The organism is Pseudomonas putida (assembly GCF_022627325.1).
Classification (GTDB): Bacteria; Pseudomonadota; Gammaproteobacteria; order Pseudomonadales; family Pseudomonadaceae; genus Aquipseudomonas; species Aquipseudomonas putida_X.
Map to the genome: position 1 here is coordinate 249,158 of NZ_JAETZZ010000004.1, position 20,772 is coordinate 269,929.

The 20,772-nt window shown below is 64.8% G+C and carries 21 protein-coding genes; 14 read left to right on the top strand and 7 right to left on the bottom strand.

Going from position 1 to position 20,772, the window contains the following annotated elements; genetic code table 11:
• Positions 1-3: 3 nt before the first annotated feature.
• Genes gspH through gspN form a run of 6 tightly spaced genes read left to right on the top strand, consistent with a single transcriptional unit; the run spans position 4 to position 3,517 of the window.
• A complete protein-coding gene (gene gspH, locus JNA92_RS08730; RefSeq protein ID WP_241804318.1) occupies positions 4-441 on the top strand; it encodes a type II secretion system minor pseudopilin GspH in 438 nt (145 codons plus the stop codon).
• Entirely contained in the window at positions 438-806 is a 369-nt protein-coding gene (locus tag JNA92_RS08735; RefSeq protein ID WP_241804319.1) for a type II secretion system protein GspI, read from the top strand. The genes gspH and JNA92_RS08735 overlap by 4 nt, the downstream gene beginning before the upstream one ends.
• On the top strand, positions 803-1,393 hold the full coding sequence (locus JNA92_RS08740; protein WP_241804320.1) for a PulJ/GspJ family protein: 591 nt from the start codon (positions 803-805) through the stop codon (positions 1,391-1,393). The genes JNA92_RS08735 and JNA92_RS08740 overlap by 4 nt, the downstream gene beginning before the upstream one ends.
• Positions 1,390-2,478 (top strand): GspL/Epsl periplasmic domain-containing protein, encoded by a 1,089-nt coding sequence (locus JNA92_RS08745; protein WP_241804321.1) that lies wholly within the window; start codon positions 1,390-1,392, stop codon positions 2,476-2,478. The genes JNA92_RS08740 and JNA92_RS08745 overlap by 4 nt, the downstream gene beginning before the upstream one ends.
• Positions 2,475-2,861 (top strand): type II secretion system protein GspM, encoded by a 387-nt coding sequence (gene gspM, locus JNA92_RS08750; RefSeq protein ID WP_241804322.1) that lies wholly within the window; start codon positions 2,475-2,477, stop codon positions 2,859-2,861. Before JNA92_RS08745 ends, gspM begins: the two co-directional genes overlap by 4 nt.
• Complete coding sequence (gene gspN / locus JNA92_RS08755; protein ID WP_241804323.1) at positions 2,858-3,517, top strand: type II secretion system protein N; 660 nt, start codon at positions 2,858-2,860, stop codon at positions 3,515-3,517. The genes gspM and gspN overlap by 4 nt, the downstream gene beginning before the upstream one ends.
• 61 nt (positions 3,518-3,578) lie before the next feature.
• Here the strand turns inward: gspN and JNA92_RS08760 are convergent, their stop codons facing one another.
• The 4 genes from JNA92_RS08760 to JNA92_RS08775 form a co-directional block, all read right to left on the bottom strand.
• On the bottom strand, positions 3,579-8,105 hold the full coding sequence (locus JNA92_RS08760; protein WP_241804324.1) for a hemagglutinin repeat-containing protein: 4,527 nt from the start codon (positions 8,103-8,105) through the stop codon (positions 3,579-3,581).
• A gap of 27 nt (positions 8,106-8,132) precedes the next feature.
• A complete protein-coding gene (locus tag JNA92_RS08765) occupies positions 8,133-9,812 on the bottom strand; it encodes a ShlB/FhaC/HecB family hemolysin secretion/activation protein (protein WP_241804325.1) in 1,680 nt (559 codons plus the stop codon).
• A gap of 160 nt (positions 9,813-9,972) precedes the next feature.
• Entirely contained in the window at positions 9,973-10,527 is a 555-nt protein-coding gene (locus JNA92_RS08770) for a L,D-transpeptidase family protein (RefSeq protein ID WP_241804326.1), read from the bottom strand.
• Positions 10,528-10,545: 18 nt separating this feature from the next.
• Positions 10,546-11,097: an NUDIX hydrolase gene (locus JNA92_RS08775; RefSeq protein WP_241804327.1), complete on the bottom strand. Its 552-nt coding sequence runs from the start codon at positions 11,095-11,097 to the stop codon at positions 10,546-10,548.
• A 126-nt stretch (positions 11,098-11,223) separates the two neighbouring features.
• On the opposite strand from JNA92_RS08775, the gene JNA92_RS08780 reads away from it, so the two are divergent.
• The 5 genes from JNA92_RS08780 to purT all read left to right on the top strand — a co-directional run bounded on the left by JNA92_RS08780 (position 11,224) and on the right by purT (position 14,366).
• On the top strand, positions 11,224-11,823 hold the full coding sequence (locus JNA92_RS08780; RefSeq protein WP_241804328.1) for a CoA pyrophosphatase: 600 nt from the start codon (positions 11,224-11,226) through the stop codon (positions 11,821-11,823).
• A 40-nt stretch (positions 11,824-11,863) separates the two neighbouring features.
• Positions 11,864-12,388, top strand: a complete 525-nt coding sequence (locus JNA92_RS08785; protein ID WP_241804329.1) for a gamma carbonic anhydrase family protein — start codon at positions 11,864-11,866, stop codon at positions 12,386-12,388.
• Positions 12,381-12,581 carry a DUF1289 domain-containing protein gene (locus tag JNA92_RS08790; RefSeq protein ID WP_241804330.1) on the top strand — a complete coding sequence of 67 codons (201 nt, stop codon included), beginning with the start codon at positions 12,381-12,383 and terminating at the stop codon, positions 12,579-12,581. The genes JNA92_RS08785 and JNA92_RS08790 overlap by 8 nt, the downstream gene beginning before the upstream one ends.
• 59 nt (positions 12,582-12,640) lie before the next feature.
• The gene (locus tag JNA92_RS08795; RefSeq protein WP_174142354.1) at positions 12,641-13,108 is read left to right on the top strand and encodes a VUT family protein; all 468 of its coding nucleotides are present in this window, start codon (positions 12,641-12,643) and stop codon (positions 13,106-13,108) included.
• A 76-nt stretch (positions 13,109-13,184) separates the two neighbouring features.
• Positions 13,185-14,366, top strand: a complete 1,182-nt coding sequence (gene purT / locus JNA92_RS08800; RefSeq protein ID WP_241804331.1) for a formate-dependent phosphoribosylglycinamide formyltransferase — start codon at positions 13,185-13,187, stop codon at positions 14,364-14,366.
• A gap of 100 nt (positions 14,367-14,466) precedes the next feature.
• On the opposite strand, the gene JNA92_RS08805 is transcribed toward purT, so the two are convergent.
• The 3 genes from JNA92_RS08805 to JNA92_RS08815 all read right to left on the bottom strand — a co-directional run bounded on the left by JNA92_RS08805 (position 14,467) and on the right by JNA92_RS08815 (position 18,070).
• Complete coding sequence (locus JNA92_RS08805; RefSeq protein ID WP_241804332.1) at positions 14,467-15,768, bottom strand: MFS transporter; 1,302 nt, start codon at positions 15,766-15,768, stop codon at positions 14,467-14,469.
• A gap of 277 nt (positions 15,769-16,045) precedes the next feature.
• Positions 16,046-17,251 (bottom strand): transporter associated domain-containing protein, encoded by a 1,206-nt coding sequence (locus JNA92_RS08810; protein ID WP_241804333.1) that lies wholly within the window; start codon positions 17,249-17,251, stop codon positions 16,046-16,048.
• Positions 17,252-17,260: 9 nt separating this feature from the next.
• Positions 17,261-18,070 carry a cytochrome C assembly family protein gene (locus JNA92_RS08815; protein WP_241804334.1) on the bottom strand — a complete coding sequence of 270 codons (810 nt, stop codon included), beginning with the start codon at positions 18,068-18,070 and terminating at the stop codon, positions 17,261-17,263.
• A gap of 295 nt (positions 18,071-18,365) precedes the next feature.
• Here JNA92_RS08815 and ffh point away from each other — a divergent pair, with 295 nt between their 5' ends.
• The 3 genes from ffh (at position 18,366) to rimM (ending at position 20,771) form a co-directional block, all read left to right on the top strand.
• Entirely contained in the window at positions 18,366-19,742 is a 1,377-nt protein-coding gene (gene ffh, locus JNA92_RS08820) for a signal recognition particle protein (RefSeq protein ID WP_241804335.1), read from the top strand.
• A gap of 235 nt (positions 19,743-19,977) precedes the next feature.
• Positions 19,978-20,229, top strand: coding sequence for a 30S ribosomal protein S16 (gene rpsP, locus JNA92_RS08825; protein ID WP_012315971.1), 252 nt, complete (start codon positions 19,978-19,980; stop codon positions 20,227-20,229).
• Positions 20,230-20,234: 5 nt separating this feature from the next.
• Positions 20,235-20,771 (top strand): ribosome maturation factor RimM, encoded by a 537-nt coding sequence (rimM, locus tag JNA92_RS08830; RefSeq protein WP_241804336.1) that lies wholly within the window; start codon positions 20,235-20,237, stop codon positions 20,769-20,771.
• The last annotated feature ends 1 nt before the right edge of the window (position 20,772 follow it).

A 20,772-nucleotide genomic window follows, 5' to 3' on the forward strand; every position in this document is an offset into this window, starting at 1 on the left:
GCGATGCGCCTGCAGCGCGGTTTCAGCCTGCTCGAATTGCTGGTGGTGCTGGCCATTGCCGGCCTCATGACCGGGCTTGCCGTGGCCTGGCTGGACAGCGGCAAAGCCAGCGTCGATCAGGCGTTGCAGCGGCTGGCTGTGCAGGTCCGCTCCCAGGCTGCACTGGCCCGGCATGCCGGGCAACTGCGCGGGTTGCGCTGGACCGGCCAGCGCCCAGAGTTCGTGCGGCGTGAGCGCGAGGGCTGGGTGGCCGAACCCGCGAGCGTTGGGGACTGGCCCAAAGGGCTGCGCCCTGACTGGCCGGCCAGCCTGCAGCCGCCTCTGCAGTTCACGCCGCAAGGGTGGGCTCAACCGGGTTCGGTGCGTTGGCACTGGGCGGGCGGCAGTCAGCGCTGGGCGTGGGGGCGTAACGGCCAGTTGCGTGTGGGGCTGGAACCATGAAGCGCAGGCAACAGGGCTTCACCCTGCTGGAGGTGACCGTGGCCCTGGCGATTGCCGCCGTGCTGGCGGTGATCACCAGCCAGGTTCTGCGCCAGCGCCTGGCCGTTCAGGACAGTGTGCAATGGCATCGCCTTGGCGTGCTGTGCGCTCGCGAGCTGCAGGCACGCTTTGCCGTGGAGCAGTACTGGCCGGCCAGCAACCAGCCCAGTGGTGTGTTGAACCAGGGCGGGCGGGCGTGCCACTGGCAGCTGCAGCTGCGCCGTACCGGAGTGCGCGACCTGCGTCGCGGCGAGATGCAACTGTATGCCGACCGCGATCAGCGCCTGCCGCTGGGCCAGTACACGGTTTTTCTGGAGCGTCCATGAAGCGGCGGCAGGCAGGCTTGACCCTGATCGAACTGATGGTGGCCATGGCCTTGACTGCGCTGCTTGGGGTCATGCTCGCGGCGCTGGTCAATGGCTGGCTCAAGGTTCGCGAGCGGCTGCAGGTGACGGGCCAGGAGAACAGTGTGCTGGAGTTCTGCCTGGCCCTGGAGCGGCGCTTCGACAGCCCGGTACTGCGCCGGGTGTATGAGCAACGCCTGCCACTGGCCAGCCGCTGGCTCGACTGGCAGCCCGACCGCCAGCAGTTGCTCTGGGTGGCTGCCACGGCTGTGCCTGAGGCCGAAGGTGGCTCGCGCCTGCAGCGCCAACGCCTGCGCTTCGACGCCCGTGAGCAGCGCCTGATACTGGAAACCTCGGCAGACTTGTACGCGGCCAGCGAACCCCGTTGGATCCTGCGTGAGCAACTGCAGCAGGTCAGTGCGCTGAATGTGCTTTATCACCAGGGAGGCCGCTGGCTGCCCTGGCCTTCTGATCAACCCGCGCACCCCGGCCGGGGTGTGCGCGTGCAATTGCAGCGCGACGGAGCCCCCTATGTCTGCACCTTCACGCTCCCTTGGGGGCGTTCATGAAGCCTGAATGGCGTCGACGTGTGCCAGCGCGGCCATGGTTGCTGCTGCGCCCGGGCGTGGTCTGGGACTGGCTGTTGGTCGAAAACGGTGTGGCCCAACGGCAAGGGCAGGGCGAACCCCCGGCGAACCTGGGCGCACGGGTAGCGCTGATCATCCCGGGCGAGCGGTGCAGCCAGTTTCAGCTGGCCGCACCGCCAGGCCTCAAACGTGACGAGTGGCCCATGCTGCTGGAAGACCACTTGCTGGAGAGCGCCGAACAGGTGCAGTGCGCTTGCCTCGCTCGCCAGGCAGGGCAGTTGCGCCTGTTGGCGGTAGCGCGGGCAGCGCTGGAGGGATGGCGTGGGCAGTGCAGCCAATGGGGGCTTGAGATCGAGCGCTGTTGGGCCGAGTTCCAGCTGTTGCCCACGCCTGAGCCCGGGACGGGCTGGCAGTGGCAGCGCGCACCTGGCTTGTGCCTGTACCTGGGGCACAGCGAAGAGGGGCATGCCCATTGGCTGGCCTGGCCTGACGCGCTGGGTGAGGTGCCGCAGCAGCCCTGGGGTAGCCTGCGTAATACCAGCCAGGTCGGGCGCTGGCCAGGTACCCTGGCGCCGCTCGACACCCTCCCAAGCCTGTTCCAGCGCCCCCGTCAGGCACGCTCCGCGCCCCGAATGCCTGCCCTGCCGCGTGGGCTTGTTGTCGCCTGCCTGATGCTGGCCGTGGTGTGGTGCGGGCTATGGGCGGGCCAGCAATGGCGGCAGGTGCACACCTGGCGCGCGCAGGTGCTGGCCGTCACCGGCGCCCAGGCCAGCCCTGGGCAAGCGGCGCAGGCCCTCAAGCGCCTGCGCGAAAGCGAGCTGCAACAGCACCTGCGCGAGCGCCAGCTTCAAGACCTGCAGGCACGTCTGCAGGCCTGGCTGCATGAGCACCCAGGCTGGCGCTTGCAAGCGGTGCGCTATGACGGCCAGCGCTGGCACCTGCGCCTGCAGGGCGAGGGGGGCGAGCCGCCCTGGCACGAAATGGCCAGCGCCGCCGCAGCGGCGGTGCAGGTACTGAGCGCTGCACCCTCGGCACACGTGGTTTTCGATCTGGGAGCGCCAACATGACCCGCGAGTGGTTTGAGCGTCATCGAATGTTGCTTGCCGGGTGCCTGATCGGCGTTCTGCTGGCGTTGCTGGTCCTGCGCCAGGGCGTGTCGCAATGGCGCGAGCTCAGCCAGTGGCATGGGCTGGCAGTGCAGGCCGCCGCCTTCCACAGCGGACCAGCCGTGAGCCTGGAGCGGCTGCGGCAGTCTGCCCAGGCCCGGCGCATCGACGTGGCCGAGGTCGAGGTGCAAGGCAAGGTGTGGCAGCTGCGCGGCCTGGTGGCCGATGAGCAGGTGTTGCAGCGCTGGCTGCAGGCGTTGCGCGCAGAGGGGGCTCAGCCGTTGCAGTGGGGCTTGGAGCAGGATGCCAAAGGCCTGCGTTTCGACGTGGTGGTGCAGCCATGAGCAGCCGTGGTCTGCTGTGGGCCGGGCTGGTGTTCAGCCTGACGTTGCTGGTGCAGTTGCCGGCATCCTGGGTTGCACTGGGCTTTGGCCTGCCGATGCAGGGGGTCAGCGGCAGCCTGTGGCAGGGCCAGGCGCAGCAGATCGGGCCTGTCGGGCCGGTGCGCTGGGCGTTGCAGCCGTGGCGCTTGCAGGCCAACGCACAGCTGGGCTTTCAGGGCCAGGGCTGGCAATTGCAGGCCGAAGGCTGGCCATGGCGCTGGCGGATGCACGTTACCGCAGAGGCTCCCCAGGCGAGTGTGCAGACCGCCTACCGCCTGGCCGGGCAGTGGCAGGGCACGCTGCGCCTGCAAGGCGCGGGGCGGCAGTGCCGTACCAGCGAAGGCCGCATCGCGGTCACTGACCTGGCTTTGAGCGAACCGTGGTCGCTGGGGTTGGGGCAGGGCTGGGTAGAAATGGATTGCCGCACAGGCTGGCGCCTGCATGGGCAGCTGATACACCAGCGTGAGCATCGGTTGGCGCTGGATGCAGACCTTCTGGGGCGCCAGGCAGTGATAGCGGCCGAACTGCAGCCAGACGCCGCACTTACACCGCTGCTGCGTGCTGCTCGGCTGCTGGGGCCACAGGCATTGACGGGGCAACAGACGTGGCGTTGGTAAGCAGCGGTTGCCGGGCAGCTCATGGCCCTGTCGCCGGTTTGCCGGCGACAGGGGCTCTGGGTCAGTTGGCTTTGCCTTCAACCCCTGCAGCCCACTGCTCACTGCGGCTATGCCCACTGGTGCGTAGCAGGCCTAAGTCCAGTGCATTTTCGCCGTCTGCGGCGCCTTTGCCTTTGCTGATCTGGGCAATGGCGGTACCCAGGTCTACCGGCGAATTCGACGCATCGATCGATACATCGCGGCGGTAATCATTGCCGCTCAGCGTTTGCTGGGTCACCGCGCTGGCGGTGAGTGTGACGTCACCCATGGCCGATTGCACGCGTGCGCCCGTCAGGTGAGCGTCACCACCCACCGCAAGGTCTACCCCCTCGCTGCCCTTGAGCGTCGTCTGCTGGGCAACGCCATCACGCTGAACATGCGACACATCGAGACTGAAGGTTGGCGAAACGCCAGGGTCGACCTTGGCCAGGGCAGAACCTGCTTTTTCGCTGACCTTGCCTCCCAGCGGCCCCGCGACGGCCGTGGCAGCGTTCACATAGCCCTGCGGGTTTTGCTCTTTGCTCAGCCGTGCATCGCCGTTTACGGTCAGGGTATCGACGCTGTCCTTGCGGCTGGCAATGCGCAGGTCGCCATCGATTGCGCCGCTGATGCGCCCGGCCTCCAGGCTCACGCCTTCGATGCGGGTGTCGCCGCGGCTGTGCAGGCCGATACGCTCGGCGCGCAGGTTGCCGGCGTTCCAGATCAGGTTGTCGCGTTTGTCCAGGTCGACCCGGGCACGCCCATGCAGCCCAAGGGTGTCGGTGTCGCCCTTGGACGTGTTGAAACCGGCGCCAGCGGTGATGTCCAGGTTGTCGCGGCGCTCGACAGTGGATGACGCTTCGACCAGCACACCGCCCTTGGCGGCGTCGATGTCGATGTACTCGGCCGATGCCTGCAGGCCCGCCAGGTGCACAGCGATGTCCTCGCGAGCGCGGCTGCCGAGGGTCAGTTTGCCCGCGCTTTGCAACTGCGCATCGATTGCCTGGCGAGCATCCTCGTTCTTCTTGCCGTGGTTGAAGTGGCCCCCGATGGCGCCACCTTGGGTGGTGCCGGTCTTCACGGCCAGCTCCAGACCGCCGCCCAGGCCCCCGCCGGTGGCCTGTTGGGTATTGCTCGCAGCCTTGATGTGCAAGCGGCCAGCGCTTTGCAGGAGGGTGTCACCGACCTTGGCCTCGCGGCTGCCGATACGCGTGCCTTCGAGCAGCATGTCGCCCCCGCTGGACAGGCGCACTTGGCCTTTGCCGTCGATCTGCGCCACCTGGGCATGGGTTTGGGTTGCCTGCTCCCAGGCATGGTTGAGATAGCCCCGGCCGTCGACGCCAGTACTGCCCGGGCGGTTGCCGACCTTGGCCCAGGCGTTGCCATCGAGCTGGCGTGAGCGCTGTTGGGTGTGGTCGGTGGCTTGGGGCAGTGACAGGGTACCGGCACTCTGGATCAGCACATCACCTTCACCGCCCTCGATGCGCGTGCCTTCGTAGCGGCCATCGCTGCCCAGCTGAACTTGAATACCCTGTTGCCCATACAGGCTGCCCGGCACTGCAGTGCGGGCGACCGCCTGTTTGTCCTGCGAGCCGCCCTTGCCGGAAACGCGTACGTTCAGGTCACTCCCCGAACTGGTATCCACGCGCAGGTCGCCACCGTAGGACAGGCGCTGGAGGCTATCCTCCCGGGTGTTTTCGGCGGCGCGCAGTTGGTGGTGCTGCGCGTCGACCTGCAGGGCGCCGGCGTTGGCGCGCCAGGCGGTGCCCTGGTCATCGAGGGTATCGGCCTTGACCTTCACGCTTGCCCCTGCCAGTTCGCTCACCTGGGCAAAGCCGCGGCGCTGGTTTTCCAAGCGCTTGAGGTGGTCGAGGGTCATGTCGCCGCCACCGCTCGGTGCCACCATTGCGTCTTCGGGCGAGGCCTGCTGGAAGCGCGCTGCTTCTTCACCCTGGACCAAGCGTTCGATCGGCCGGGTCACGTCACGGTACTCCAGGCTGGCGCCGAGGCTGCCTGCCCCGTCATTGCGTTGCACTTCACGGTCATGGGTGTCCTGCACGGCACGGTTGTCGATGCGTTTGGCAGTGATCTCGAGGGTGTTGCCTGCGTTGGCGCTTGCCGCTTCGGTGATCAATTCGTCGGCGCTGAGCTTCAGGTCGCCGCTGGCCTGCAAACGGGTGCGTTGCGTCTTGCTGTCGCGCTCGGTGACGCCTTCGTTGTTGCGATGGCCTTCGAACAGGCTGCCCAGCCGGTCGATACCGCCAGTCACCTTCAGGCCGTTGCCGCTGTGGGTAGAGCCGCTGGACGACTCGCGCTCGTTGCGTGTGGCGCCAAGGGTCAGCTGTTTGGCCTGCACGTCCAGGTCGCCGGCTTTGGCCTGTACGCTGGAGCCGTTGACCTGCAGGTGCGCGCCGCTGTTCAGGCCAACCGTAGCGCCCGTCAATTCGCTGGCCACCTGCGATGTTTCACGCTGTTGGGCTGTGGTGGTGACGACTTCGTAAGCAATGCCTGCGGCGTACTGGCGCGACTCGGGCTTGCCGTCTTCGGCCGTTTCGGTCTGTTTGGCGCTGGCCGTGAAACCGCGTCGCTGGCTGCTTGTTTGGCTTTCACCGCGTGACTGCGTGCTGCCAATCGACAGGCCGCCCTTGGCCTCGACCTGCAGATGCCCGCCGGCCGTCACTTTCGAACCCTGGATACGCAATTCTTCAGCACTGGCCAGCCGCAGGTTGCTGGCAGAGCTGACGTCACTGCCCAACACCTGCTGCTTGTGTTGCGTGCGCTCGCGATCGTTGCCGATCAGGCCGAACAGCTTGCTGTTGCTGTCGCGCTCGGTGGCAACGGTGCTGGCGTGGTCTGCGTCGATCGCCAAGGCGCCTTTGTCGCTGTGCAGCACCGCGTCTTGGGCGCCGTGGACGTTGCTGCCCTTGATGCTCACCTGTTCGGCCGCAACCTTCAGCTTGGCATCGGCCGTGACCGCGCTGCCGGCCAGGCGCTGCCCTTGGGTATCGTTGCCCTTGCGGCCACCAAAGAAAGTGCCCGATACCAGGTCGCCTCTGTAGTTGCGGCCTGTGCCCTGCTCCTGCAGCGCCGTAGTACCGATGTCGAGGTTCCTGGCGTTGATGTCCAGGTCGGCGCGGCTGTGCAGCTTGCTACCTTGCACGGTGAGGGTGTCATTGGCCTTGACCGTCATGCGCGCGGCATTGAGCGTGCTGCTTTGTGCCGACTCCTGGTACTGGCTGGTATCACTGTCGCCGCGCCACAGGTCTTTGCGGTGGCGTACCTGCTCCTCGATACGTTGGCTGGTGGTGCCAGCGGCAATGCCCAGGTCGGCAGCGCTGTCGAGCGTCAGGTCGCCCCCTGCAACCACGTCGGCTGCCACCAGGCGCATGTCGGCGCCGGACTTCAACAGCACGCTGTCACTGGCTTGCAGCTGTGCGCCGCGCACGTGCTGGTCGGTGGTGGTACGTTCGCGTTGGTAGGTCTCGCGGGTGATGAACAAAAACTTCTTGTTCCAGCTTTCCTGCTCGCGGGCGATGCTCTGGCGGCTTTCGGCGTCCAGGGTGAGCTTCTTGCCTGCCTTTATCTCGATGCGCTCGGCCTTGCCGTCGACCGCGCCAAGGCGCAGGTCATCGGCGGCGGTGAGTTGCAAGGCGCCGTGGTCGGTGCTCAGTTCCCCTGGCTGGTCTGCATGGCCGCTGACCTGCAGCGCGCCGGCAGACTGCAGGGTGATGCCCTGGTCGGCCTTGAGCTGCACCGGCCCCACCCGCACCCCCGCGCCCTCGGCAGTGCTGACGACACGAATGCGCCCAGCGCGCATGGCCCCGAACAGGTTGGCGTCGATGCTCGACGGCGTACCCGGCAGATGCTCGATGACCTGACCGTCGTCGTGGCGCAGGCGGTTACGACCAACGGTGACGTTGAGGTCGCCCTGGGCCAGGAGTACGCCTTTGCTGTCGAGCTGTGGCGCGATCAGGTCAAGCGCACCTTCGGCATTGCGCTGCCCGCCTGCGAGCACTTGCAGAGTGCCGCTGGCATTGAGGGTGTTGAGGTGTTTGAGCTGTTCGTCCTGCAACTCCGGCGTACCGACCAGGAACCCGGCCCGGGTGGTGTTGATGAAGCTCCCGCCGTTGAGGGTGATGCCGTTCGGGTTGGCCAGGATGTAATCGGCCGGGCGGCCGAAGACCTCCTGTGGGCCCTCGATCAGCGAGGCGTTGCGGCTGATCACCTCGTTGAGGATGGTCGAGGCTGCGTGGCCCTGGAACTGGGGGTTGGCCGCCAGCGCGCCGGCCAGTTGCGACTGCCCGGCCTGGAGCGCGTTGTTCAATACCACGCCGGGGCGGGCGACGTTGTAATCGAGGAACTGGTTGTGCGACAGGCCGCTGGCATTGGGCGCGACGATGTCGATAACCGGTACGCCATGGTTGTTGTTGATGAGCGGTGTACCCCCAGGGCCGGTGGCCGCCTCCAGGCCGTTCTGGGCCAGCGCACTGGTGGAGGCGAGCAGGGCGAGAAAAATGGCCCAGCGCAAGGTATCAGGACGGATAGCGGGTATCTGCGAGCGTGTAAGCATGTTCTCGTTCTCTTTGTTGTGGGTCAGTCAGATGTTCAGGGCCCACTCAACTACCCAGAATCCGGGTTCGAGCATCGGGCGGTGCAGGTCGCTGGCATAGAGGGCACGCTGGTAGTCCAGGCGCAGCCGGCTGTGCGGCAGGGTCACTTCGATACCCGCCGTGGCACCTGCCAGCCGGCGCGGCGAAGCGCCTTGCGCCAGCCGTTCCCAGCCCAGGTCCAGGCCCAAGTAGGGGCGCACCGTAGCCGGTGTGGCCCAGGGCAGTGGCAGCGGTTGGCTGAAGGTATTGCGCCAGGCGGCGGCGCTGGCGCCACTGTAGGTACGCAGGCGAAAGCCACGCACGGCCGAATCGTCGCTCAACAACATCTGCTCGACGGCCGGCAAGGCATCGGTGCTGTACTGCACGCCAAGCTCGCTTTGCCAGCGCCACGGCCAGTTCGCAGGCCCCTGGCGCAGGTGCAGCAGGCTGGCGCGGTATTTTCGATAGTCGGGCTTCGGCGCTGTCGCGTGCCTGGCGGGTTGCTCGGCACCCAGCCAGTGGGTGCCTTGGGCGACGCCGATGTAGGCGTGCCACAGGCCGTGGTCCAGCCAGAGCAGGTTGAGCCCGGCCTCCACGCTGGTCAGGGTGGGGCTCTGCAGGCCGATGACGGCAGAGCCGGCGCGGTTGATCAGGCGTTTGCGGTCCAGCCGGGCGCTGGCGCTGAGCATGCCGTACTGGTTGCGCCAGAGCATGCGCTCGGCGCCGACGCTCTGGTAGCTGCTGCTGCCGTTGCTGTCGTACCGCCCCTGCGGAATCGGCGCGTTGTAGCGCAGCTGGCCGACATTCAGCGTGAAGGTCCATGGGCCGTAGGGCAGGCTGTAGTAGAGGGCGACGCCCTGGCTGCGCCCCGGCGCATCGATGACCGTGGTCGACAGCGACAGGCGCAGGTCGTCGTTCAGGCCCAAGGGGCTGTCCACGCCAAGGCCGAGGTTCAGGCGGTGACGCCCGGTCAACGGGCTGCCCCGGTTATCGAAGCGGCTGTCCAGGTGCCAGCGTGAAGCCACGTGGCGAGGCTGCAGCAGCACCCGCGTGCCGCCCTGCAGTTCGCCTGGTAGCAGGTCGACACTGAGCTCGTAGGCGCGCAGGCGGTTGAGCTGGTCCAGCCCCTGCTCGAGGTCTGGCAGGTACAGGGGGTTGCCCAGCAGATCGGGGAATGCGTTGTGCAGGGAAAGCGGCAGCTCGGCATCCAGCTCGATCGATTCGACGAAGCCTTCGATGATGACGATGTCCAGCGGTGCGTCATGCGCTGGTGCTTGCCGCAAGTAGGGGCGGCTGGCCGGGTAACCGGCGAGCACATAGCGCTGGGTGATGGCCTTGAGCACGCGATTGATGTCGGCGATGCCCATGCAGGGTTTTGTCAGTGCCTGGATGGCCGGCTCAAGGGCCTGTGCCGAAAGCTGGCGGTTGCCGGCCAGACGAACACCGGTGATCGCCCAGCAGTGGCTGTCGCGGTGTGGGTTCGGCGGGAGGGGGGCGTCGGGTCGCGCCGCTGGAGGGCGTTGCCAGCGCTGCAGCCGTTGCTGCTGCTCGAACTGGCGCAGTGTGCGCTGTTGATCCCGCAGTTGCAGGCTGGCAGGGTCGTCCGCCAATGCTTGTGGCAGGGCCAGCAAGCTGGTCATGCAGCAGGCAAGCAGCCTGCTGGCGATGTGGCGGTATCGGGATGGCATTGGGGATCCCCGCAAATGGCGTACGGCCTGCGTACTCGTTTGCGTGGATGCTAAAAATTTTGCCAGTCGATTGGATGCAGTCTGCTACCTACACTGCGGTAGGGCAGATGCTTGATTGAAGTGGGAAGGTTCCTACAGCATCAACCGGAATGCCGGACTATCAGGGCCGAATCTCGATCAATGTGCCGTCTGGTACCAGGTCCCAGACCTCGCGCATGTCCGAGTTGCGCATGGCGATACAGCCATCGGTCCAGTCAAGCGTATGGAAATACCATTCGGGATACTCGTCGTTGATCGGGGTGCCGTGGATCATGATCATGCTGCCGGCGCTCCAGCCTTCGCGTGTGGCACGGGCGGCGTCGCTGATGTTCGGGTAGGTGATGTGCATGGACAGGTTGAAACGGTCGCTTTGCTTGCGCCAGTCCAGCCAGTACAGGCCCTCGGGGGTTTTTTTGTCGCCTTCGCGCTGCTTGGCGCCCTTGGGCTGCTTGCCCAGCGAAATACGGTAGGTTTTCAGCGGTTCGCCACGGCTGATCAGTTGCAGGCGGCGCTCGGACTTGATCACCAGCACCTTGTCGATCAGCGGCTGCATGGCTGCCTGCGATTGCGATGTTGCCGGCAAAGGCGGCTGCGGCTTGCGAATGATGGTTTCGGTGAAGGCCGCCTGGGACACCGAGGTAACGCAAAGGCAGAAAAGGGCAAACAACCAGCGCATGAAGCGGTACCTGCAAGCTTAAGTGGTGGGCGAAACGTTCATCGGTGGCAGGTACTCATGGCCTATGGGGTAATGCTGCCCGATGCGGTCGCGATAATAGCATTCTAGTGTGCGTGTGACGGTCCGGAAAGCCAGCTCGCCCCACGGTATTTCGTGTTCGTCGAACAACCGCACCTCCAGGCTTTCGGTGCCGATGTCGAAGTCCAGGTCGGCCAGCTCGGCGCGGAAGAACACATGCACCTGGTTGATGTGCGGCAGGTCGAACAACTGGTACAGGGCCATCGCGCCGACCCGGGCGCAGGCTTCTTCGACAGTTTCACGGCGGGCGGCCTGGTCCAGTGTTTCGCCGTTCTCCATGAACCCTGCGGGCAAGGTCCAGAAGCCGCGGCGGGGCTCGATGGCTCGCCGGCACAGCAGCACCTGGCTGCCCCACACCGGCAACACCCCGGCAACGATGTTCGGGTTCTGGTAGTGAATGGTCTGGCAATGATCGCAGACATACCGCGGGCGGCTGTCGCCTTCGGGTATCCGCTGAATGACCGGCTGGCCGCACGCGCTGCAGAATTTCATGCTGTTCTTCCCTTGAGCCCAGGCTATCTTGGCGCGCCAGGCATGCCTGCCGCAAGCGTACAGGGCTTGGGTGCTTCGCGGCTTTGGTGCATCATGCGGGGCAGGCCTTGGAAACGAGAGTGCGCAATGCTGGACGAGCTACTTCGCCGAATGAGCAACCACCAACCAGCTTCACTGGAAACCGACCGACGGTTCCCCGAGGCTGCGGTACTTTTGCCCATTACCCGTAGCGAAGCGCCCGAGCTGGTCTTGACCCTGCGTGCCAAGGGCCTTTCCACCCATGGCGGCGAAGTTGCCTTCCCCGGTGGCCGGCGCGACCCGGAAGACCCCGACCTGGTGTTCACCGCGCTGCGCGAGGCCGAAGAAGAGATCGGCCTGCCGCCAGGCCTGGTGGAAGTACTCGGCCCCCTGAGCCCGCTGATTTCCCTGCACGGGCTGAAAGTGACGCCATTCGTCGGGGTTATCCCCGATTTCGTCGAATACCGCGCCAATGATGCAGAGATCGCGGCAGTATTCAGCGTGCCGCTCGAATTCTTCCGCCAGGACCCGCGTGACCACACCCACCGTATCGATTACCAGGGCCGCAGTTGGTATGTGCCCAGCTATCGATATGGCGAATACAAGATCTGGGGGCTGTCGGCGATCATGATCGTCGAACTGGTCAACTTGCTGTATGACGCGGGCATCAGCCTGCATCAGCCACCCGAGCGTTATGTAGAGATCTGAACGGCGCCCCCCTTCGCCGCTGATACCCTGAGGAGCGAGAATGAAATACCGCCTGGGCGACCTGCGGGTCGAGAGCCATGCCACCAGTTGGGCCGCCCCCAATGCCATGCTGATTGGCAAGGTGCGCCTGCAGGCGCGCGCCAGTGTGTGGTTCGGCGCCGTGCTGCGCGGTGACAACGAGTTGATCGACATCGGCGAGGACAGCAACGTCCAGGACGGTACCGTGATGCATACCGACATGGGTTCGCCGCTGACCTTGGGCAAGGGCGTGACCATCGGCCACAACGCCATGCTGCATGGTTGCACGGTTGGCGACTACAGCCTGGTCGGCATCAACGCGGTGATCCTCAACGGTGCGCGCATCGGCAAGCACTGCATCATCGGCGCCAATGCGCTGATCCCCGAGGGCAAGGAAATCCCCGATGGTTCGCTGGTCATGGGTTCGCCTGGCAAGGTCGTGCGCGAGCTCACCGAGCAGCAAAAACGCCTGCTCGAGGCCAGCGCCGCGCACTATGTGCACAACTCCCAGCGCTATGCGCGGGACCTGGAGATGGACGATGAGTGAGGTGATCGCCGCTGAGCGCCCGGTCGCTTCGCCCTGCGTGAGCATCTGCGCGCTGGACGAGCAGGATGTCTGCACCGGGTGCCAGCGTACCGTGGCAGAGATCGGCCGTTGGGGGCGGATGGACAATACCGAACGCCGGGCGGTGCTCAAGCGTTGCCATGAGCGGGCGGTGGCTGCCGGATTGATCATGTAAGCGCTGCGGTTGACTCGAAAATCAGGTAATCTGTGCCGCTTGCCGGACGGTCACTGCCCATGTTCTTTCTAATCGCTTACATCAGCAGCGTTGTACTGATCAACTTTGCCTTTTCCAGCGCCCCGCATCTGGACGTGATCTGGTCCGCCTGGGGCGGGCTGGTGTTCATCCTGCGTGACATGGTGCAGACCCGCTACGGCCATGGCGCGCTGATCGCCATGCTGCTGGCCCTGGTGCTGTCGTACGTGACGTCCGAGCCGGCCATTGCCCTGGCCAGCGCCACTGCGTTCTTCGTTTCCGAGCTGATCGACTGGCTGGTGTTCAGCATCACCCGGCGCCCCTTGCGTGACCGCTTGTGGTTGAGCTCGGCACTGAGCATCCCGGTGGATACCTTCATTTTCTTCGGCATGATCGGTGCCCTGACACCGGCCGTGATCGGCACCGCAATGGCCTCCAAGTTCGCCGGCGTGACTGCGGTGTGGCTGGCCATGGCATTTCGTGCGCGGCGGGCTGCCGTGGCCGGCTGATGGTGTAGAATACCGGTCCTTTTTCAGCGGGCGGCGCTAAGACTGGCGCGGCCCCGGACGCCTTCGAGGACCTGAAATGACCCGTATCGGAACCCCATTGTCGCCTACCGCGACCCGTGTACTGCTCTGCGGCTGTGGCGAGCTGGGCAAGGAAGTGGTGATCGAGCTGCAGCGCCTGGGCGTCGAAGTGATCGCCGTGGACCGCTACGCCAACGCACCGGCCATGCAGGTCGCGCACCGCAGCCACGTGGTCAACATGCTCGATGGTGTCGCCCTGCGCGCCATTATCGAGGCTGAAAAACCGCATTACATCGTCCCCGAAATCGAAGCCATCGCCACCGCTACGCTGGTCGAGCTGGAGAACGAAGGGTTCAACGTCGTGCCGACCGCCCGCGCCACCCAGTTGACCATGAACCGCGAGGGCATTCGCCGCCTGGCGGCCGAAGAGCTGGACCTGCCAACCTCGCCGTACCACTTCGCCGACACCTTTGAAGACTACGCCAAGGCCGTGGCCGATGTCGGATACCCGTGCGTGGTCAAGCCGGTGATGAGTTCGTCCGGCAAGGGCCAGAGCCTGCTGCGCAGCGATGCCGACCTGCAGAAGTCGTGGGACTACGCTCAGGAGGGTGGCCGCGCCGGCAAGGGCCGCGTGATCATCGAAGGCTTCATCGACTTCGACTACGAGATCACCTTGCTGACCGTGCGCCATGTTGGCGGCACCACGTATCTTGCGCCAGTCGGTCACCGTCAGGAGAAGGGCGACTATCAGGAGTCGTGGCAGCCCCAGGCGATGAGCCCGAAAGCCTTGGCCGAGTCGCAGCGTGTGGCGAAGGCGGTCACCGATGCGTTGGGCGGCCGTGGTTTGTTCGGCGTCGAGCTGTTCGTCAAGGGCGATCAGGTGTGGTTCAGCGAAGTCTCGCCACGCCCGCACGATACGGGCCTGGTCACCCTGATTTCCCAGGACCTCTCGCAGTTCGCGCTGCATGCCCGTGCCATTCTGGGCCTGCCGATCCCGGTGGTACGCCAGTTCGGCCCTAGCGCTTCGGCGGTGATCCTGCCTGAAGGCCAGTCGCAGCAGACCAGCTTCGCCAACCTCGGCGCAGCGTTGAGCGAGCCGGATACCGCGATCCGCCTGTTCGGTAAGCCGGAAATCAACGGCCAACGCCGCATGGGTGTGTGCCTGGCACGTGATGAGTCGATCGAAGCGGCGCGCGCCAAGGCGACCCGCGCGGCGCAGGCGGTCAAGGTCGAGTTCTAAGCTTTGAGCTGCAAGCTGCAAGCTGCAAGCTGCAAGCTGCAAGGGGATGCCTTTGCTTGCAGCTTGAGGCTTGAGGCTTGAAGCTTGCAGCTTCTAGCCTTCAAAGCTCCGTATGGCGGGTCTCTTTCAGGCACAGCACAGCGATCAGGCTGATTACCGCCGCAACCGATACATACCCCCCCACCCAGCTCAGCCCGCCCATGCTCACCAGCTTCTGAGCAAAGAACGGCGCCGCCGAAGCTCCGACGATGCCGCCCAGGTTATACGCCGCCGATGCGCCGGTGTAACGCACGTGAGTAGGGAACAGCTCTGGCAGCAATGCGCCCATCGGTGCGAACGTCACGCCCATCAGAAACAGCTCGATGGCCAGGAACAACGCAACCCCTGTGGTCGAGCCAGAGGTCAGCAAAGGCTCCATGGTGAAGCCCGAGGCCACCGCCAGCAGACCGCCGACGATCAGCACCGGCTTGCGCCCGTAACGGTCGCTGAGCCAGGCCGACAGCGGCGTGGCCAGGGCCATGAAGACCACGGCCAAGCAAAGCAGGCCAAGGAAGGTCTCGCGGCTGTAGCCCAACGTCGTGACGCCGTAGCTCAGCGAGAATACCGTCGAGATGTAGAACAGCGCATAGCACACCACCATGGCCGCGGCCCCCAGCAGTGTCGGCAGCCAGTACTTGCTGAACAGGTCCACCACCGGCATTTTCACCCGCTCGTGGCGGGCCACGGCCTTGGCGAACACCGGGCTTTCTTCAAGCTTGAGGCGTACGTACAGGCCTACCAGCACCAGCGCGGCACTGAGCAGGAACGGAATGCGCCAGCCCCACTCACGGAACTGCTCGTCGCTGAGCAGCAGGGCCAAGGTCAGGAACAGGCCGTTGGCCGCCAGGAAGCCGATCGAAGGGCCTAGCTGCGGGAACATCCCGAACCAGGCACGCTTGCCCGCCGGCGCGTTCTCGGTGGCCAGCAACGCCGCACCACCCCATTCCCCGCCCAGGCCAAGGCCCTGGCCGAAGCGCAGCAGGCACAGGATGATCGGTGCCCACACACCGATGCTGTCGTAGCCTGGCAGCACGCCTATCAGCGTGGTGGATACCCCCATCAGCAGCAGCGAGGCGACCAGCGTCGACTTGCGCCCGATGCGGTCACCGAAGTGCCCGAACAGTGCGGAACCCAGCGGGCGGGCGAGGAAGGCGATGCCGAAGGTAAGAAAGGCCGCCAGCATCTGCGCGGTGCCCGACCCCGAAGGGAAGAACACGGGCCCGATCACCAGCGCGGCGGCAGTGGCATAAACGTAGAAATCGTAGAACTCGATGGCGGTGCCGATGAAACTGGCAGTGGCGACCCGCGCGGGGGAGTTGACCGGCGCGGCAGGCGCTTGGGCATACGTGCTGCTGGTTGTCATTAAGTAGGTCCCTAACAGTCTGGTCGTGCTCCATGGGCTTTGCCCGCGAAGGTTTCCGCCGGCCAGTAAAGGGCAGGTACGGTTCGCGGACGCCGGAGCGTATTGTTCTGGTGCGCCCGACTGACGATAGCCCAAGGGGGATAGGGGCGGGAGCGGGCACTGTTCAGGGTGTTGAAGCAGGACCGCAGGGCGCGTCAGTGGGGCGCGCTGGCCGTGAGGCGCCGGGTGCGGGTAGCGGGCGGGACGGCAGGGCTGGGTAAGCGTGACCCGAGTATAGCTAGCGGGTCACGGTCCACACCAGTACCTTGCTGGCGCAATTGTCCTCTGTTTCGAGGATTTCCAGGCGATAGCGGCCGATCTTCAGGCACACAGCGCTTTCCGGGATGCTTTCCAAGGCCTCGGTGACCAAGCCGTTCAGGGTCTTCGGCCCACCGTCGCTGGGCAGGTGCCAGCCGAGAGTGCGGTTGATTTCGCGCAGCGAAGCGGCGCCCTCGATGACGAAGGTGCCATCGGGCTGTGGGTGAACATGGGGGTTGTCGAGGCTGTGCTCTTCCTCGAACTCGCCGACGATCTCTTCGAGTATGTCTTCCAGGGTGACGATACCCAGTACCTCACCGTATTCGTCTACCACCACGCCTAGCCGGCGCTGCTGCTTGTGGAAGTTCAGCAGCTGCAATTGCAGGGGCGTGCTTTCGGGGACGAAGTAGGGCTCGTAGCAGGCATCGTGGAGTTTCTCCAGCGTCAGCTCGGCCTTGGGCAGCAGGTGGCTGATCAGCTTGGTGTTCAGGATGGCTTCGACCTGGTTGATGTCGTTGTGATACACCGGCAGGCGCGTGTGGCGGCTGAGGATCAACTGCTCGATGATGCGTTCGATCGGCTCGTCGAGGTTGATGCCGTCGACCTCGTTGCGCGGCACCAGAATGTCGTTGACGGTGACCTTGTTCAGCGAGTGCAGGCCATCGAGCAGGCCGTGGCGCGGCATGTCGTGGTCTTCATCGTCGCTGAAGTCATCATCTGCCTGCGGGTGCAGGGCCACTGCGGTGGGCGGCACGCGAAACGGCCGCAACAGCAGCCTGGCGCAGCCGTCCAGCAGGCAGGCCAAGGGTTGCAGCAGCGCCAATGGCAGCTTCAGCAGGCTGACGCCCAGGCTGATGAAGGCCTGCGGATTGCGCCGCGCCAGGCGCCGCGGCAGGTACTCGGCAAAAATCAGCAAGCCAGCGGTGGCGGCCAGGCCTGCCAGCCAGAAACCGTGCTCGCCGTTGAAGCGTTGGCCCAGCAGGCAGGCCAGGCCCAGCACCAGAAGCTTGCCCGCGCTGGCACAGAGCACCAGGGCTTGGGCTGGCAATACAGGTTGCTCGTCGTGACCGGGGCGTAACGAGCCGTTGAGCTGCAGGCGGGCGGCATCTACCGCGCTGAACAGCGCCGACCACAGCAGCGCCAGTGCCAGAGTGCCGAGTAGCGGAGCGTACGGCAGGGTGTCCATGGGCGACCGTCAGATATGCAGGATGAATTCGCGAACCAGCTTGCTGCCGAAATAGGCCAGCATCAGCAGGCAGAAACCGGCCAGCGTCCAGCGGATCGCCTTGTGGCCACGCCAGCCCAGGCGGGTGCGGCCCCACAGCAGTACGCTGAAGACGATCCAGGCCACGCAGGCCAGCAGGGTTTTGTGCACCAGGTGCTGGGCAAACAGGTTGTCCAGGAACAGCCAGCCGGAGATCAGCGACAGCGACAACAGGCACCAGCCCGCCCAAAGGAAGCCGAACAGCAGGCTTTCCATCGTCTGCAGTGGCGGGAAGTTGCGGATCAGCCCGGAAGGGTGCTTGTTTTTCAGCTGGTGGTCCTGCAGCAGCAGGAGCAGCGACTGGAACACCGCGATGGTGAACAGCCCATAGGCCAGGATCGACAGCAGGATATGGGCGAGAATCCCCGGCTCTTCATCGATCAGCGGAACGGTGCCGGGTGGGGCGAACTGGGCCAGCAGGGCCGTGATGGCGCCGAGCGGGAACAGCAGCACCAACAGGTTTTCCACCGGTATGCGCAGGCAGGCCAGCAGGGTCAGGGTAATGACCGCCACGGCGATCAGGCTGGCGGCGCTGAAGAAGTCCAGGCTCAGCCCCAGCGGGGTGATCAGTTGAAAGAACAGTGCGCCGCTCTGGGCGATCACGGCGAGGGCGCCGAGCAGGCCGAGCAGCCGTTTGTCGGCTTTGTTCGACTGGGCCAGGCGCGAACCCTGATAAACGGTCGCCGCTATATATAGGCCGGCGGCGATCAGGTTGGGGATGAGGCTGGGTGAGGAGACCATAAGTCCTGGTGGGCAAGCCTTAAAGAAACGGAGTTTGGCATAGATCGCGCTGGGGGGGCTAGTGAGCTGCATGCTTCAAGCGGCACGCCGCAAACGAAGGCAGATGCGTGTGGGGAGGGGATTTTCTGATGGTTCGCGGCTTGCGCCTGGCAGCTTCAACGGTGCCGCCGGGAAGCTGAGGTGTGCGCCGCCGCCGCTCTTCGCTATAATCGCCGCCTTGCTGTGCCCAGCGCGTGTGCATATTCATCTGGGCGCCTGACAAACCTCGGCTTTTACTTGGCCTGAAAGGATCACCATGTTCGAAAACCTGACCGACCGCCTGTCACAGACGCTGCGCCATGTCACCGGCAAGGCCAAGCTGACTGAAGACAACATCAAGGATACGTTGCGCGAAGTGCGCATGGCCCTGCTCGAGGCCGACGTTGCCCTGCCGGTGGTCAAGGATTTTGTCAACAGCGTGAAAGAACGCGCCGTCGGCACCGAGGTGTCGCGCAGCCTGACCCCGGGCCAGGCGTTCGTGAAGATCGTCCAGGCCGAGCTGGAAAGCCTGATGGGCGCGGCCAACGAAGACCTCGCGCTCAATGCTGCCCCGCCTGCCGTGGTGCTGATGGCCGGCTTGCAGGGTGCGGGCAAGACCACCACCGCCGGCAAGCTGGCGCGCTTCCTCAAGGAGCGCAAGAAGAAAAGCGTGATGGTCGTTTCAGCCGACGTTTACCGCCCGGCAGCCATCAAGCAGCTGGAAACGCTGGCCAACGACATCGGTGTGACCTTCTTCCCGTCCGATATCAGCCAGAAGCCTGTCGCCATTGCCGAAGCGGCGATCCGCGAGGCCAAGCTCAAGTTCATCGACGTGGTCATCGTCGACACCGCCGGCCGTTTGCACATCGACGCCGACATGATGGACGAGATCAAGGCGTTGCATGCTTCGGTCAAGCCGGTCGAGACCCTGTTCGTGGTCGATGCCATGACCGGCCAGGACGCCGCCAATACCGCCAAGGCCTTCGGTGAAGCCCTGCCGCTGACCGGCGTGGTGCTGACCAAGGTCGACGGTGATGCCCGTGGCGGTGCTGCGCTTTCGGTGCGTGCCATCACCGGCAAGCCGATCAAGTTCATCGGTATGGGTGAGAAAACCGAGGCGCTCGAGCCCTTCCACCCGGACCGTGTGGCATCGCGCATCCTCGGCATGGGTGACGTGCTCAGCCTGATCGAGCAGGCCGAGCAGACCATCGACAAGGCCAAGGCCGACAAGCTGGCCAAGAAACTGAAGAAGGGCAAGGGCTTCGACCTCGAAGACTTCCGCGATCAGCTGCTACAGATGAAGAACATGGGCGGCTTGGGCGGCCTGATGGACAAGCTGCCGAGCATTGGCGGGGTGAACCTGTCGCAGATGGGCAATGCCCAGGGCGCGGCCGAGAAGCAGTTCAAGCAGATGGAGGCGATCATCAACTCCATGACCCCGGCCGAGCGTCGCGACCCTGACCTGATCAGCGGTTCGCGCAAGCGCCGGATCGCCCTGGGTTCTGGTACCCAGGTGCAGGATATCGGGCGGCTGATCAAGCAGCACAAGCAGATGCAGAAGATGATGAAGAAATTCTCCGCCAAGGGCGGCATGGCCAAGATGATGCGCGGCCTGGGCGGGATGCTGCCGGGTGGCGGCATGCCTAAGCTGTAACCCTTATTCCGAGCGCTTGTCTTTTGCAGGATGAGCGCTCAGAACCCCCGCTGCGGCGGGGCAACGGCCACGCAATCCGTGGCTCAACCGGCAAATCTGGACGGCAGGGCGAGGCCTTGTCGAAAAAGTCATTTGCAAATGTCCGTGTATTCCCCGAGAATATGCGGCCTTTTGGGCACCCGTGTGCCTATTTGGCATTCAGATTTGCAGCACCGACTATAGGAACGATGTTCACATGGTAACCATCCGTCTTGCCCGTGGCGGCTCGAAAAAGCGCCCTTTCTACCACCTGACCGTGACCAACTCGCGTAACGCCCGTGACGGCCGTTTCGTTGAGCGCGTAGGTTTCTTCAACCCGATCGCTGCTGGCGCTGAAGTCAAGCTGTCGGTCAACCAAGAGCGCGTCAGCTACTGGCTGAGCCAAGGCGCACAGCCGTCTGAGCGTGTTGCTCAGCTGCTGAAGGACGCTGCCAAGGCCGCTGCCTGAGCAATATGAACGCGACGCCAGAAAAGGCTGACGACCTCATCGTCGTTGGCAAGATTTTTTCGGTTCACGGCGTTCGCGGCGAGGTGAAGGTGTATTCCTTTACCGATCCGATTGAAAACCTGTTGGATTATCCAAGCTGGACGCTTCGGCACGAAGGCAAGGTAAAGCAGGTCGAGCTGGTCAGCGGTCGTGGCTCCCAAAAGGGCCTGGTCGTTAAACTGAAAGGCCTCGATGATCGTGATGAAGCGCGTCTTCTGAGCGGCTACGAAATCTGCATTGCGCGGAGCCTTTTGCCCAACCTGGCCGCAGACGAGTACTACTGGTACCAGCTGCAGGGCCTGAAGGTCATCAACCAGGACGAACAGCTGTTCGGCAAGGTCGATCACCTGTTGGAGACCGGTGCGAACGATGTCATGGTGGTCAAGCCCTGCGCAGGCAGCCTGGATGATCGCGAGCGTCTGTTGCCCTATACGGCGCAATGTGTGCTGGCAATCGACCTGGAAGCAGGCGTGATGCGGGTTGAATGGGACGCGGACTTCTAAA